General features: G+C 62.6%; 11 protein-coding genes. All 11 read right to left on the reverse strand.

Features of this window, described 5'->3' with window-relative positions:
• Window positions 1-27: 27 nt before the first annotated feature.
• The 11 genes from AC3D25_RS13580 to ubiB all read right to left on the reverse strand — a co-directional run bounded on the left by AC3D25_RS13580 (window position 28) and on the right by ubiB (window position 13,774).
• Window positions 28-1,227 carry an acetyl-CoA C-acyltransferase gene (locus tag AC3D25_RS13580; RefSeq protein WP_488888890.1) on the reverse strand — a complete coding sequence of 400 codons (1,200 nt, stop codon included), beginning with the start codon at window positions 1,225-1,227 and terminating at the stop codon, window positions 28-30.
• A gap of 25 nt (window positions 1,228-1,252) precedes the next feature.
• Window positions 1,253-3,685, reverse strand: coding sequence for a 3-hydroxyacyl-CoA dehydrogenase/enoyl-CoA hydratase family protein (locus AC3D25_RS13585; RefSeq protein WP_488888891.1), 2,433 nt, complete (start codon window positions 3,683-3,685; stop codon window positions 1,253-1,255).
• A 114-nt stretch (window positions 3,686-3,799) separates the two neighbouring features.
• Complete coding sequence (locus AC3D25_RS13590) at window positions 3,800-5,587, reverse strand: acyl-CoA dehydrogenase C-terminal domain-containing protein (RefSeq protein WP_488888892.1); 1,788 nt, start codon at window positions 5,585-5,587, stop codon at window positions 3,800-3,802.
• A gap of 70 nt (window positions 5,588-5,657) precedes the next feature.
• Complete coding sequence (locus AC3D25_RS13595) at window positions 5,658-6,257, reverse strand: TetR/AcrR family transcriptional regulator (RefSeq protein ID WP_488888893.1); 600 nt, start codon at window positions 6,255-6,257, stop codon at window positions 5,658-5,660.
• Window positions 6,258-6,485: 228 nt separating this feature from the next.
• Window positions 6,486-7,787 carry a cardiolipin synthase ClsB gene (gene clsB, locus AC3D25_RS13600; RefSeq protein ID WP_488888894.1) on the reverse strand — a complete coding sequence of 434 codons (1,302 nt, stop codon included), beginning with the start codon at window positions 7,785-7,787 and terminating at the stop codon, window positions 6,486-6,488.
• Entirely contained in the window at window positions 7,784-8,260 is a 477-nt protein-coding gene (gene nudB, locus AC3D25_RS13605) for a dihydroneopterin triphosphate diphosphatase (protein ID WP_488889693.1), read from the reverse strand. The genes clsB and nudB overlap by 4 nt, the downstream gene beginning before the upstream one ends.
• Window positions 8,261-8,362: 102 nt before the next feature.
• Window positions 8,363-10,165: an aspartate--tRNA ligase gene (aspS, locus tag AC3D25_RS13610; RefSeq protein ID WP_488888895.1), complete on the reverse strand. Its 1,803-nt coding sequence runs from the start codon at window positions 10,163-10,165 to the stop codon at window positions 8,363-8,365.
• A gap of 67 nt (window positions 10,166-10,232) precedes the next feature.
• Window positions 10,233-10,889, reverse strand: coding sequence for a DUF502 domain-containing protein (locus AC3D25_RS13615; RefSeq protein WP_488888896.1), 657 nt, complete (start codon window positions 10,887-10,889; stop codon window positions 10,233-10,235).
• Between the two features lie 121 nt (window positions 10,890-11,010).
• Window positions 11,011-11,394 (reverse strand): FmdB family zinc ribbon protein, encoded by a 384-nt coding sequence (locus AC3D25_RS13620; RefSeq protein ID WP_488888897.1) that lies wholly within the window; start codon window positions 11,392-11,394, stop codon window positions 11,011-11,013.
• A gap of 185 nt (window positions 11,395-11,579) precedes the next feature.
• Window positions 11,580-12,200 (reverse strand): methyltransferase, encoded by a 621-nt coding sequence (locus AC3D25_RS13625; RefSeq protein WP_488888898.1) that lies wholly within the window; start codon window positions 12,198-12,200, stop codon window positions 11,580-11,582.
• Window positions 12,197-13,774 (reverse strand): ubiquinone biosynthesis regulatory protein kinase UbiB, encoded by a 1,578-nt coding sequence (ubiB, locus tag AC3D25_RS13630; RefSeq protein WP_488888899.1) that lies wholly within the window; start codon window positions 13,772-13,774, stop codon window positions 12,197-12,199. The genes AC3D25_RS13625 and ubiB overlap by 4 nt, the downstream gene beginning before the upstream one ends.
• Window positions 13,775-13,782 lie beyond the last annotated feature (8 nt).

Raw genomic sequence — 13,782 nt, forward strand, 5'->3', positions numbered from 1 at the left:
GTTCAATTTCAATCCACGCGCCGACGCTTACATCCGCTCGATAATGCCCGCCGCGCCCATGCCGGTGCCGACGCACATCGTCACCATGCCGTACTTCAGGTTACGGCGGCGCAGGCCGTGCACCACCGTCGCCGCGCGGATCGCGCCGGTCGCGCCGAGCGGATGGCCCAGTGCAATTGCGCCGCCGAGCGGGTTGATCTTCGACGGATCGAGGCCCAGATCCTGAATCACCGCCAGCGATTGCGCGGCGAACGCTTCGTTCAGTTCGATCCAGTCGATATCGTCCTGCTTCAGCCCAGCCGCCTTCAGCGCAGCGGGAATCGCTTCCTTCGGACCGATGCCCATGATTTCCGGCGGCACGCCGCGCACCGCGAAGCTCACGAAACGCGCGAGCGGCGTCAGGTTGAACTGCTTAAGGATCTTCTCGCTCACGACGATCAGCGCGCCCGCGCCATCGGACGTCTGCGAGCTATTGCCCGCCGTGACCGAGCCTTTCGCCGCGAATACGGCGCGCAGTTTCGCGAGCCCTTCCATCGACGTATCGGCGCGCGGGCCTTCGTCCAGCCGGATTTCGCGCGAGTTCACGCGCACTTCGCCGGTCGCGAGATCGGGGAAACGCTCGTTCAACATGAACGGCGCGATTTCGTCGTTGAACTCGCCCGCTTGCTGGGCGGCGAGCGCGCGGCGGTGCGATTCCACCGCGAACGCGTCCTGCGCCTCACGGCTGATCTTCCAGCGCTCGGCCACCTTCTCGGCGGTCAGGCCCATGCCGTAGGCAATGCCGACGTCTTCATTGCGGTCGAAAATATGCGGCGACAACGACGGCTTGTTGCCCATCATCGGCACCATGCTCATCGATTCGCAGCCGCCCGCGATCATCACGTCCGATTCGCCGACGCGAATGCGGTCCGCCGCCATCGCGAGCGCCGTGACGCCCGACGCGCAGAAGCGGTTCACCGTCACGCCGCCGACCGTATTCGGCAAGCCGGCGAGCAGCGCGCCCATGCGCGCGACGTTCAGCCCTTGTTCGGCTTCGGGAATCGCGCATCCGATGATCGCGTCCTCGATCAACCCCGTGTCCAGCCCCGGCACCTGCGCCACGGCGGAACGAATAGCGTGGACGAGCAGTTCGTCCGGCCGCGTGTTCTTGAACATGCCACGCGGCGCCCGGCCGATCGGCGTGCGGCTCGCGGCGACGATGTATGCGTCCTGCAATTGCTTGCTCATGCTTAACTCCTGTTTTGCGCGCGCGTTAGTTACGAACCGGCTTGCCGGTCTGCAACATGCCCATGATCCGTTCCTGCGTCTTCGGCGTGCCGAGCAGATCGACGAATGCCTGACGTTCGAGCTTCAGCAGCCACTCTTCATCCACGAGGCTGCCCGCTTCCACATCGCCGCCGCACACCGCTTCCGCGATCCGGCTCGCGATCAGGAAATCGTGCTCGCTGATAAAGCGGCCGTCGCGCATGTTGACGAGCGACGCCTTGATCGTCGCGATGGCCGAGCGGCCCGCGACCGGCACTTGCGTCACGCGCAACGGCGCACGGTAACCCGCCGCCGACAACGCGCGCGCTTCCTTCTTCGCGATGTCGAGCAGTTCATGCACGTTGAACACGATCGTGTCGGACGCTTTCAAATAGCCCATCGCGCGGGCGTCGAGCGCGGAGGCGGAAACCTTCGCCATGGCCGCGTTTTCGAACGATTTCTGCAGGAATTTCAGCAGGTCGCTGGTTGCGTTCACCGCGCTCGCCGCTTCCGCCGCGCGCAATGCCGCTTCCTTCAGGCCGCCGCCCGCCGGCACGAGACCGACGCCCACTTCCACCAGCCCGATATAGCTTTCGATATGCGCGACGCGCTTGGCCGAATGCAGCACGAGTTCGCATCCGCCGCCGAGCGCGATGCCCGACACAGCCGCGACGACCGGCACGCTCGCGTATTTCACGCGCAGCATGCCCTGCTGGAATTTCTTGACGAACGGCTCGATGCCCTTCGCGCCGCCCATCATGAACGCGGGCATCGCTTCTTCGAGATTTGCGCCGGCCGAGAACGCGCCGCCCGGATTGCCGAGTTTCAGCGACGTCGGCTGCCAGATCACCACGCCCTTGTAATCCTTCTCGGCGAGTTCGATGGCTTGCGTCAGACCGTCGATCACCGACGGTCCGATCGTGTTCATCTTGCTCTTGAACGACACGATCACCACGTCGTCCTCGCCCGCGCGATCATCGACCCACGCGCGCACCGCTTCCGTCTCGAACAGCGTCTTGCCGTAGGTTTTCGGATCGACGGTTTCGCCCGCGAGCGGCGCACGGAACACCTGCTTGCCATAGACGGCCAGGTCCGAGCGCGGCGCGAACTTTTGCGCCTGCGGCGACCACGAGCCTTCCGCCGTGTGCACGCCGCCCTTTTCGGCGACCGCGCCTTCGAACACCCACGCCGGCAGCGGCGCGTTCGCGAGCGCTTTGCCAGCGTCGATGTCTTCCTGCACCCACGTCGCAATCTGCTTCCAGCCAGCGTTCTGCCAGCCTTCGAACGGGCCTTCGTTCCAGCCGAAACCCCAGCGGATCGCCAGATCGACGTCGCGAGCGTTGTCGGCGATGGATTCCAGATGCACGCCGATGTAATGGAACACGTCGCGGAAGATCGCCCACAGGAACTGCGCCTGAGGATGTTCCGATTCGCGCAGCAGCTTGAGACGCTCCGCTGGCGGACGCTTCAGAATCCGGCCGATCAGTTCGTCGGCTTTCGCGCCGCCATCCACGTAGCCGCCCGTTTTCGGATCGAGCACCTTGATGGCTTTGCCTTCCTTCTTGTAGAAACCGGCGCCGGTCTTTTGACCCAGCGCGCCCTGCTTCACCAGTCCGGCGAGCACGGCGGGCGTTTCGTACACGGAGAAGAACGGGTCGTCGACGAGGTTGTCCTGCATTGTTTTGATGACGTGCGCCATCGTGTCGAGGCCGACCACGTCCGCCGTACGGAAGGTCGCCGACTTCGCGCGGCCGAGGCGCGCGCCGGTCAGGTCGTCCACTTCGTCGAAACGCAGGCCGAATTTCTGCGCTTCCGCGATCACCGCGAGAATCGAGAAAACGCCGACACGATTCGCGATGAAGTTCGGCGTGTCCTTCGCGCGCACGACGCCCTTGCCGACCACGCTCGTCAAGAACGTTTCGAGCTGATCGAGAATTTCGGGACGCGTGGACACGGTCGGGATCAACTCGACCAGATGCATGTAGCGCGGCGGGTTGAAGAAGTGAACGCCGCAAAAGCGCGCTTTCAGTTCATCGGAGAAACCGTTCGACAGTTCCGTGATCGACAGACCCGACGTGTTGGTCGCGAAAATCGCGTTTTCCGCGATAAACGGCGAGACCTTCTTGTACAAGTCGTGCTTCCAGTCCATCCGCTCGGCGATCGCTTCGATCACGAGATCGCATTCCTTGAGCTTCTCGATGTCGTCTTCGTAATTCGCGGGCGTGATGTACTGCGCGTCTTCCTTCACGCCGAAGGGCGCGGGCGACAGCTTTTTGAGGTTCTCGATCGCCTTCAGCGCGATGCCGTTTTTCGGGCCTTCCTTCGCGGGCAGGTCGAACAGCAGGACCGGCACGCGGGCGTTGATCAGGTGCGCCGCGATCTGCGCGCCCATCACGCCGGCGCCGAGTACGGCCACCTTGGCGATTTTCAGATTGCTCACGTTTTGCCTCCGGGAGTGTGGTATTCGGTGCGCTTCGCACGAAGCGGCTTGAGATGACGACGCGCTGCGTATCCGCGGAATTTGCAGGGATACACAGCGCGCGGTAGTTGAGGCTTAGAACAAAGCTTCGTCGTATTCCATCAGCGTCTTCGATCCAGCGCGCGCGGCGCGGATCGTCGATGCCGTTTCAGGCAGCAGCTTCGCGAAGTAGAAGCGCGCGGTGGCGAGCTTCGCCTTGTAGAACGGGTCGCCTTCGGCTTCTTTGTCCAACGCGATACGCGCCATGCGCGCCCAGAAGTACGAGAACACCAGATGCCCGACGGTACGCAGATAAGGTACAGCGGCCGCGCCGACTTCATCGGGATTCGCCATCGCCTTCATGCCGATTTCCATCGTGAGCTTCTGCACCTTGTCGCCGATATCCGCGAGCGGGTTGATGAACTCCTGCATTTCCGGCTTCACGCCTTCCGCTTCGACGAAATCCGACACCAGCTTGCCGAACTTCTTCAGCTTCGCGCCCATGTCGCCGAGAATCTTGCGGCCGAGCAGATCGAGCGCCTGAATGGAGTTCGTGCCTTCGTAGATCATGTTGATGCGCGCGTCGCGCACGTACTGCTCCATGCCCCACTCGGCGATAAACCCGTGGCCGCCGTAGATCTGCATGCCCATGTTCGTGCCTTCGAACGCGTTGTCCGTGAGGAACGCCTTGATGACCGGCGTGAGCAGCGCGACGAAATCGGCGGAATCGCGGCGCACGGTTTCATCCGCGTGCGACAGTTCGCGGTCGATATTGAGCGCCGCCCAGTATGCGAACGCGCGGCCACCTTCGGCGTAGGCTTTTTGCGTGAGCAGCATGCGGCGCACGTCCGGATGCACGATGATCGGATCGGCCGCCTTTTCCGGCGCTTTCGGGCCGGTCAGCGAGCGCATCTGCAGGCGATCCTTCGCGTACTGCAGCGAATTCTGATAAGCCACTTCCGTCAGGCCGAGACCCTGCATGCCGACGCCAAGACGCGCCGCGTTCATCATCACGAACATGGCGTTCAAGCCCTTGTTCGCTTCACCGACGAGCCAGCCTCGGGCGTCGTCGAGATTGATGACGCAGGTCGAATTGCCGTGAATGCCCATCTTGTGCTCGATCGAGCCGCACTTCACGCCGTTGCGCTCGCCCGGTTCGCCGGCTTCGGTCGGCACGAACTTCGGCACGATGAAGAGCGAGATGCCCTTCGTGCCGTTCGGTGCGCCCGGCAGACGCGCGAGCACCAGATGGACGATGTTCTCGGCCATGTCGTGTTCGCCGCTGGAGATGAAGATCTTCGTGCCGCTGATGGAGTAGGAACCGTCGCTGTTCGGTTCGGCCTTGCTGCGCAGCATGCCGAGGTCGGTGCCGCAATGCGGCTCGGTCAGGCACATCGTGCCGGTCCAGACGCCCGAGACCAGCTTCGACAAAAACACCTTCTGCTGCTCGGGCGTGCCGTGCGCGTGCAGGCATTCGTACGCGCCGTGCGAGAGACCGGGATACATCGTCCACGCCTGATTCGACGAGTTGAGCATTTCGTAGAGCGCGTTGTTCACGAACGCGGGCAGACCCTGGCCGCCGAATTCGGGATCGCAGCCGAGCGCGGGCCAGCCCGCCTCGACGTATTGCCGATACGCCTCCTTGAAGCCCTTCGGCGTGCGAACGACGCCGTCGCCCTCGTAGGTGCAGCCTTCCTGGTCGCCGCTCTGGTTCAGCGGGAAGATGACTTCGGAACAGAACTTGCCCGCTTCTTCGAGCACCTGATTGATGGTCTCGGCGTCGAGGTCGGCATGCTTCGGCATGTTCTTCAGTTCCGCTTCGACATTAAGCACTTCGTGCAAAACGAATTGCATGTCACGCAGCGGCGCGGCGTACTGTCCCATGTGTCTCTCCAAGTGTTCAGGAAATCAATCCGGGAGCGCCGCCGAAATTCGTCGATTTTCGTGCGTCGCGCTACCGGTTATCGGTTTGATACGAAACTATCGTTTTTTCCAGCGCGTCCCGCGTCAGTTGCACGGCCTCCGGCAAGTGCAGGAAGCGCGCATCGTGATGCAGACCGAGCGTGAAGCTATACAGTTCAAACAACATCAGCGCGGGATCGGTATCCGGGCGCAGATGCCCCTCATCCTTCGCCTGATTGATCGCGCGGGTCAGCGCCGCGCGCCAGACCGTCACGCTGTGCACGAGCTGCTCGCGCACCGGGCTCGCCGCGCGATCGTCGTACTCGACCGCGCCGCTGATGTAGATGCAGCCCGTCGTCACTTCCTGAATCCGCTTTTCCATCCAGCGCGCCATCATCGAGCGCAACCGCGGCAAGCCGCGCGCTTCGCGCAGGCTCGGGAAAAACACTTCGTCTTCGAAACGACGGTGATATTCCCGCACCACTTCCACCTGCAAATCTTCGCGCGAACCGAAATGCGCGAAAACGCCGCTCTTGCTCATCTGCATCCGCTCGGCCAGCAAGCCGATTGTCAGCCCTTCCATTCCGTCGCGGCTTGCCAGGTCCAGTGCCGCATCGAGAATTGCAACGCGCGTCTGCTCGCCTTTTCGCATGATCTTCTACCGTTCTTGTGTGACCGCATAAAATCGAACGGCCGTACTATTATTGGTGCCAGCCGTTATTGAGACAAGCGCTTTATTAGAAACGAGTTTCTAATAAACGCGCTAGTCGATAAGACAAATCCGAGTTCGGCGTTCATTGTGGCTGTTTGTGTCCGGCCTGCCTGTTAGTGCCTGCCCGGGTTCACTTTTTGTCGGCGGTACGTGCAGACGAGCAGCCCGTTAGTCGTACCGACCGATGGTCAGCATTTTCATCATCGTGCGGTACGTGTTGTAGGCGAGCCAATTAAGCAAACGCTCACCGAGCGGACGCGCGGCGTAGCGTTTTTCGTCGATGGCGCGCGCTTCGTCGAATGCTTTCAGGATCGCGTCGTGTAGCGCGCCGATTTCCTGGTGATTGACGAGCACGAGGTTCGCCTCGTTGTTCAGCACGAGGCTCAGCGCATCGAGGTTCGACGAACCGACGGTCGCCCAGTTGGAATCGACCACGGCGACCTTTCCGTGCAGCATCGTCTTTTCGTACTCCGCGATCCGCACGCCGTATTTCAGCAAGTTGCGATACAGAAACGGCGTCGCGTAGTCGAGCGCGACGAATTCCTTGCGGCCAATCACGAGACTCACGCGCACACCGCGCCGCGCGGCATGCACGAGCGCGCGCCGCAACTTTCGACCCGGCATGAAGTACGGATTCGCGAGCAGCACCTCGCGCTCGGCGTGAGCGATGGCGGCGAGATACGCCTTTTCGATCGCGCGCCGGTTCAGCAGATTGTCGCGCGCGACGAACGCGACACACGGACGATCGACCGCGTGGATATCGCCCGCGCGCGCGCGCCGACGCGCACGCGCCGAACGGCGCGTCGCCTCGCGCATCGGTTCGGGCATCGACTGAGGCGCGGATGCGTCGCCCGGCTCGCAGTTCGGCGGACGCGGCGTGTGCGGCTTCACGCCGAGCCGGATGCGCTGCCACTGCAGATCGAACGCCTCGCGCACGTCGGCGACCACCGGGCCTTTCACTTCCAGCGCGAAGTCCCAGCGCGCGTGGTCGAGATGAACGCCTTCCTGCTCGAAATCGTCGACGATATTCACGCCGCCGCAAAACGCGTAGGTGTCGTCGATCACCGCGAGCTTGCGATGCGTGCGCGAAAACCCCAGCGCGCCGAACAAATGCGGGTTGTAAATGCGATGCTCGACGCGCGCCTCTTCCCACTGCGCAAAGAGCGGCAGCTTGCGATCGGTCCCGATGCCGTCGGTAATTACGCGCACGCGCACGCCGCGCTCCGCCGCGCGCGTCAGGGCCGCCGAGACCGCGCGGCCGATATCGTCATTGGCGAAAATGTAGGTTTCCAGCGTGACGTCGCGCAGCGCCTCGTCGATCCGCTCGATCAGCGCCGGGAAAAATTCGACGCCGCATTTGAACAGCCGAACCTCGTTGCCGACCGTGAAACAGAGCCGCAATGGGCGGCGTCCGGAAAAGAACAGATGTTTCAGGCGTGCGAAACGGCGTTTCTGCGTGAACCCGATCATCGGCTATGCGCGGCGAGGCGCTCGGGCAACTGCAAAATAGCCTCGCGATTGGACGACGAAAAGCACCGGTTGGCCGCCTCGCGCAACGGCAGCCACAAATGCGCGGTGTGTTCGCGCGGTGCGAGCGTGACTTCGAGACAGTGCGGCACGAGCAGACTGAACTGATGTTCGACATTGCGCGTCACGCCCTCGGCATAACGATGCCGCCACTGCGGATAGATTTCGTATTCGATCCGATGATGCCAGTCGAGCAACGCGTTCTCCGGCACGAGACCCTCGCCCACGACAATGCCGGTTTCCTCGGCCACCTCGCGCGCGGCCGTGAGCGCGAGCGGTTCGTCGAGCCGGTCCTTCGAGCCCGTCACCGATTGCCAGAAGCCGGGGTAATCGGCGCGCTCGATTACGAGCACGTCCAGTTCCGGCGTGTGGATGACGACGAGAACGGATTCGGGAATTTTCGACGGCTTGATCATGGTCGGCACGGCGCGCAACTTTTTCGAGACTGGCCGACGAATGTAACTCAAAAAACGAAAAAGGCGCACACGGCGCCTTTTCGTTTTGTTACTCGGACAGCATTACTGCGGTTTCTGCTCCGGCTGACGCAGACGAATGTGCAGTTCCTTCAACTGGCGCTCGTCCACTTCGCTCGGCGCTTGCGTGAGCAGATCCTGCGCGCGCTGCGTCTTCGGGAACGCGATCACGTCGCGGATCGAATCGGCGCCGGCCATCATCGTGACGATGCGGTCCAGACCAAACGCGATACCGCCGTGCGGCGGCGCGCCGTACTGCAGCGCGTCGAGCAGGAAGCCGAACTTGAGACGCGCTTCTTCCGCGTTGATCTTGAGCGCGCGGAACACCTTGCTCTGCACGTCTTCCTGATAAATCCGCACCGATCCACCGCCGATTTCCCAGCCGTTCAGCACCATGTCGTACGCTTTCGCGAGGCAACGGGCCGGATCGGTTTCGAGATATTCGAGATGCTCGTCCTTCGGGCTCGTGAACGGATGGTGCGCGGCCACGTAGCGGTTGTCTTCCTCGTCGTATTCGAACATCGGGAAATCCGTCACCCACAGCGGCTTCCAGCCCTTCTCGAACAGCCCGTTGTTGCGGCCGAATTCCGAATGGCCGATCTTCAGACGCAGCGCGCCGAGGCTATCGTTCACCACCTTCGCGCGATCCGCCGCGAAGAAAATGATGTCGCCGTTCTGAGCGCCGGTGCGCTCGATGATCGCCGTGATGGACGCGTCGTGCAGGTTCTTCACGATCGGACTCTGCAGGCCGTCGCGGCCCTTCGCGATGTCGTTCACCTTGATCCACGCGAGACCCTTCGCGCCGTAAATGCGCACGAATTCCGTGTAACCGTCGATATCGCCACGCGACAGTTCGCCGCCCTTCGGCACGCGCAGCGCCGCGACACGGCCGTCCTTCGAGTTGGCCGGCGTGCTGAACACCTTGAAATCGACATCGCGAACGGCGTCGGTCAGGTCGGTGAATTCGAGCTTCACGCGCAAGTCCGGCTTGTCCGAACCGAAACGGCGCATCGCTTCCGAATACAGCATGACCGGGAATTTTTCATCCAGCGACACGCCGATCGTCACGCTGAACACGTGGCGGATCATCGCTTCGAACAGATCGCGGATTTCCTGCTCGGTCATGAACGACGTTTCGCAGTCGATCTGCGTGAATTCCGGCTGACGGTCGGCGCGCAGATCTTCGTCGCGGAAGCACTTCACAATCTGGTAGTAACGGTCGAAATTCGCGACCATCAGCAACTGCTTGAACAGTTGCGGCGACTGCGGCAGCGCGAAGAACTGGCCCGGGTTCGTGCGCGACGGCACGAGATAGTCGCGCGCGCCTTCCGGCGTGCTCTTCGTGAGCATCGGCGTTTCGATATCGATAAAACCCTGCGCGTCCAGGTACTTACGCACTTCGATCGCCACGCGATAACGCAGACGCAGGTTCTGCTGCATCTGCGGACGGCGCAGGTCGAGCACGCGATGCGTGAGGCGCGTGGTTTCCGAGAGGTTGTCGTCGTCGAGCTGGAACGGCGGCGTGACCGATGCGTTCAGCACGGTCAGTTCGTGACACAGCACTTCGATCTTGCCGCTCGTCAGGCCGGCGTTCGCCGTGCCTTCCGGGCGGCTGCGCACGACGCCCTTCACCTGCACGCAGAATTCGTTGCGCACGCCCTCGGCAACCTTGAACATGTCGGCGCGGTCCGGATCGCAGACGACCTGAACCAGACCTTCGCGATCGCGCAGGTCGACGAAGATAACGCCGCCGTGATCGCGGCGGCGATGGACCCACCCGCACAGCGAAACGGATTGGCCCAGCAGGGCTTCGGTCACGAGACCGCAGTATTCAGATCGCATCGACATGATGTTGTTTCTTTCGTTATTCATTGATCAACGGAGCGCGGCGCGTGGTTCGCGCCGCGCTCCGGCATTACAGCGGCGGCTCGACGGGACGGCGCGGGGCCAGCGGCGCGGCAGGCGCGGCCGGGGCGACGACGCCCATCGAGACGATGTACTTCAGGGCAGCATCGACGGTCATGTCGAGCTCGATGACTTCGCTCTTCGGCACCATCAGGAAAAAGCCCGAGGTGGGATTCGGCGTTGTCGGCACATAGACGCTCACGTGGTCTTCGGTCAGGTGATTCACGACGTCGCCGCCGGGTACGCCTGTCAGAAAACCGATCGTGTAGGAGCCCGAGTGCGGATAGCGGATCAGAAGCGCCTTGCGGAACGCGTTGCCACTGCTCGAAAGCAGCGTGTCGGACACCTGTTTCACGCTGGTGTACAGCGGACCGACGACGGGAATGTGCCGCACGACCCAGTCCCACCATTCCACCAGCTTTTGTCCGACGAAATTCTGCGTCAACAAACCGACGACAAAAATGAACGCGAGCGTGAGCAGCGCGCCGAGACCCGGCAGCCGGAAGCCGAACGCGCGCTCGGGCTGCCAGGATTCGGGAAGCAGCAACAGCGTTTGGTCCATGGTTCCGATCACGAGGCCGAGCACCCACAACGTGATGGCGAGCGGCACCAGCACCAGCAGGCCGGTCAGAAACACGGATTTCAACGTAGTCTTTTTGGTCGTCATTTACACAGCCGGAAGGCCGCCCCGCGTCGCCGCGGTTTGGCTGGTTCGCCGTCCGCCAACCCGCGGACGGTCATCTTCGTGCGTGCGATCGGACAGATCGAGCGGCTCGCGGTCTCGCGCCTCAGGCCGCGCCCGACGAAGACGCGGGCGTGGAACTAGGCGTGGACGCGGCGCCGCCCGATTTCGACGATTCCGCCGATGCACCCGACGATTCGCTTTTCGTGCTGCTTTCCGATGCGCCAGAAGCCGGTGCATCGGATTTCGCGGCGTCGCCCGTGGCCGCGCCCGCCGCCGGCGCCGCGCTGCCAGGCTTGGCGCCATTGCCGCCGCGGAAGTCGGTCACGTACCAGCCGGAGCCTTTCAGCTGGAATCCGGCGGCCGTCACCTGCTTGGCGAAGGTTTCTTTCCCGCACTCGGGACATTGTTTGAGCGGCGCGTCACTGAGCTTCTGGAGCACGTCTTTTCCGAAGCCGCAGGACTCGCAGCGGTACGCGTAGATCGGCATGGCACTCTTCCTACAATAATCTGTCGACGCTTGCAAAGCCTTGAATTATAGCCGCAAACGGTTTTTGACCCGCGAGTTTCGAGGGCGCGGAGGGGGGAGGCGGGCTGATCCGAGGCTCAAATCGGACCCCCGCGCGGCAACATCAAATGCGGCCAATCCGGCGCTATTTCAATCGGCGTACACCCTTACCCTCGACGACCCCACGTCAGCCAGCGCTCGCGCCCCGCGAAAACCGGAATCGATCCGCTGACCTCATGCTCGTCGATAAGCTCGAAATACGGCGACAGCAACGCGTCCAGCGCGTCCCGCTCGATCCCGAACGGCGGCCCTTTCGGCGTCGTGCCGAGAAAATAAAATCCCGCAAGCAGCGCACCCGGTCGCAACAACGCCGCCATCCGCGCCGCGTAATCGTTCCAGCGATCGCGCGGCAACGCGCAGAGAAACGCGCGCTCATAAATCCAGTCGATCTCGAACGGCGGCGCATAGCCGAAAAAATCCGCCTGTTCGACCACATCGCTCGAGGTTCCGAGTTGCGCCCGCGCCGCCGCGACCGCGCTCGCCGAGAAATCGATCGCGCGGACCGGCCAGCCGCGTGCGACTAGCCACTGCGCTTCGTACGCGCTGCCGCAGCCCGGAATCAACACGTTCTGCGGCGCTCGGCTCGCGGCGAAATCGAGAAACGCCTGCGGCACGCCGGCCTGATCCCACGGCGTGAAACGCTGATCGAAGCGTTCGTCCCAAAAGCCGGGGGAATTCGGATCGCGCGTGGCGAATGCCGGCGCGGCGGGTTTCGGTTCGTCGCTCATTGTCCGTAAGCGTAGGCGAGCCAAAATTGCGTGATGACGACACCCGCGCCGACCGCCAGACCGAAGATCAGCAGTGCCTGGAGCAGCCGGTTCGTGCGTTTTTGCTCGGCGAGGAGCATTCGCATCGCGTCGTCGCTCGACGAGCGCGGCAGGTCGTGCCGTTCCGCCAGCACGTGATGAATCAGCCGCGGCAGTTGCGGCAGCGTCTTGCTCCACTGCGGCGCTTCCATCTTGAGGCGCTCGTACCAGCCGCGCCAGCCGATCTGCTCGTTCATCCAGCGTTCGAGGTACGGTTTCGCGGTCTTCCACAGATCGAGGTCCGGATCGAGCGAACGGCCCAGCCCCTCGACGTTTAGCATCGTCTTTTGCAGCAGCACGAGTTGCGGCTGAATTTCGACATTGAAGCGGCGCGAGGTTGAAAAGAGCCGCATCAGCACTTGTCCGAGCGAAATATCCTTCAGCGCGCGATCGAAATACGGCTCGCAGACTGCGCGGATCGCGCTTTCCAACTCCTCGACGCGCGTGTTCGGCGGCACCCAGCCCGATTCCAGGTGGAGCGTCGCGACGCGGTGGTAATCGCGCTTGAAAAAGGCGAGAAAGTTCTGCGCAAGATAGTTTTTATCGAAGTCCGACAGCGCGCCGACGATCCCGAAATCCAGCGCGATATAACGCCCGAAATGCGCCGGATCGAGGCTTACCTGAATATTGCCCGGATGCATGTCGGCGTGAAAAAAGCCGTCGCGAAACACTTGCGTAAAGAAAATTTCGACGCCTTCGCGCGCCAGCTTCGGAATATCGACGCCCGCCGCCCGCAGCGTTTCGACCTGGCTGATCGGCACGCCGACCATCCGTTCCATGACCAGCACGGTCGGCGCGGAATAATCCCAGTACATTTCCGGCACGAGCAGCAAATTCAGCCCGGCGAAATTGCGCCGCAACTGACTGCCGTTCGCCGCCTCGCGCATCAGGTCGAGTTCGTCGTGCAGATATTTATCGAATTCGGCCACGACTTCGCGCGGCTTCAGGCGCCGGCCGTCCGCCCACAAACGCTCCGCCCAGATCGCGATGTCGCGCAGCAACGCGAGATCCGAGTCGATCACCGGCAGCATGCCCGGCCGCAGCACTTTGACCGCGACCGCCTTGCCTTCATGCACGCCGCGCTTGATCTTCGCGAAGTGAACCTGCGCGATCGACGCGCTCGCCACCGGCACGCGCTCGAAATCGTCGAACAGCACGTCGATCGGCGCGCCGAGCGCCTTTTCCACGATATTGATCGCGACCGTCGAATCGAACGGAGGCACCTGATCCTGCAATTTCGCGAGCTCATTGGCGATATCGACGGGCAGCAAATCGCGCCGCGTAGAAAGCACCTGCCCGAATTTCACGAAGATCGGACCGAGACTTTCGAGCGCGAGACGCAGACGCACGCCGCGCTCCATATCGAAATTGCGCCCAAACGTGGTGATGCGCATGAGAACGCGCACGCGCCGGTCCTTGATGCCGGAAAGCACCAGTTCATCCAGCCCAAAGCGAACAATCGTGAAGAAAATCTTGAGAAAACGCAGAAAACGCATGGTTCAGC

The sequence above is a fragment of the Caballeronia sp. SL1002 genome (genome assembly GCF_057814995.1).

Bases quoted from the DNA above. Each gene is read 5' to 3' on its own strand.
- AC3D25_RS13580 (WP_488888890.1), bottom strand. From the start codon at position 1,227: ATGAGCAAGCAATTGCAGGACGCATACATCGTCGCCGCGAGCCGCACG.
- AC3D25_RS13590 (WP_488888892.1), bottom strand. From the start codon at position 5,587: ATGGGACAGTACGCCGCGCCGCTGCGTGACATGCAATTCGTTTTGCAC.
- AC3D25_RS13595 (WP_488888893.1), bottom strand. From the start codon at position 6,257: ATGCGAAAAGGCGAGCAGACGCGCGTTGCAATTCTCGATGCGGCACTG.
- clsB (WP_488888894.1), bottom strand. From the start codon at position 7,787: ATGATCGGGTTCACGCAGAAACGCCGTTTCGCACGCCTGAAACATCTG.
- nudB (WP_488889693.1), bottom strand. From the start codon at position 8,260: ATGATCAAGCCGTCGAAAATTCCCGAATCCGTTCTCGTCGTCATCCAC.
- aspS (WP_488888895.1), bottom strand. From the start codon at position 10,165: ATGTCGATGCGATCTGAATACTGCGGTCTCGTGACCGAAGCCCTGCTG.
- AC3D25_RS13615 (WP_488888896.1), bottom strand. From the start codon at position 10,889: ATGACGACCAAAAAGACTACGTTGAAATCCGTGTTTCTGACCGGCCTG.
- AC3D25_RS13620 (WP_488888897.1), bottom strand. From the start codon at position 11,394: ATGCCGATCTACGCGTACCGCTGCGAGTCCTGCGGCTTCGGAAAAGAC.
- AC3D25_RS13625 (WP_488888898.1), bottom strand. From the start codon at position 12,200: ATGAGCGACGAACCGAAACCCGCCGCGCCGGCATTCGCCACGCGCGAT.
- ubiB (WP_488888899.1), bottom strand. From the start codon at position 13,774: ATGCGTTTTCTGCGTTTTCTCAAGATTTTCTTCACGATTGTTCGCTTT.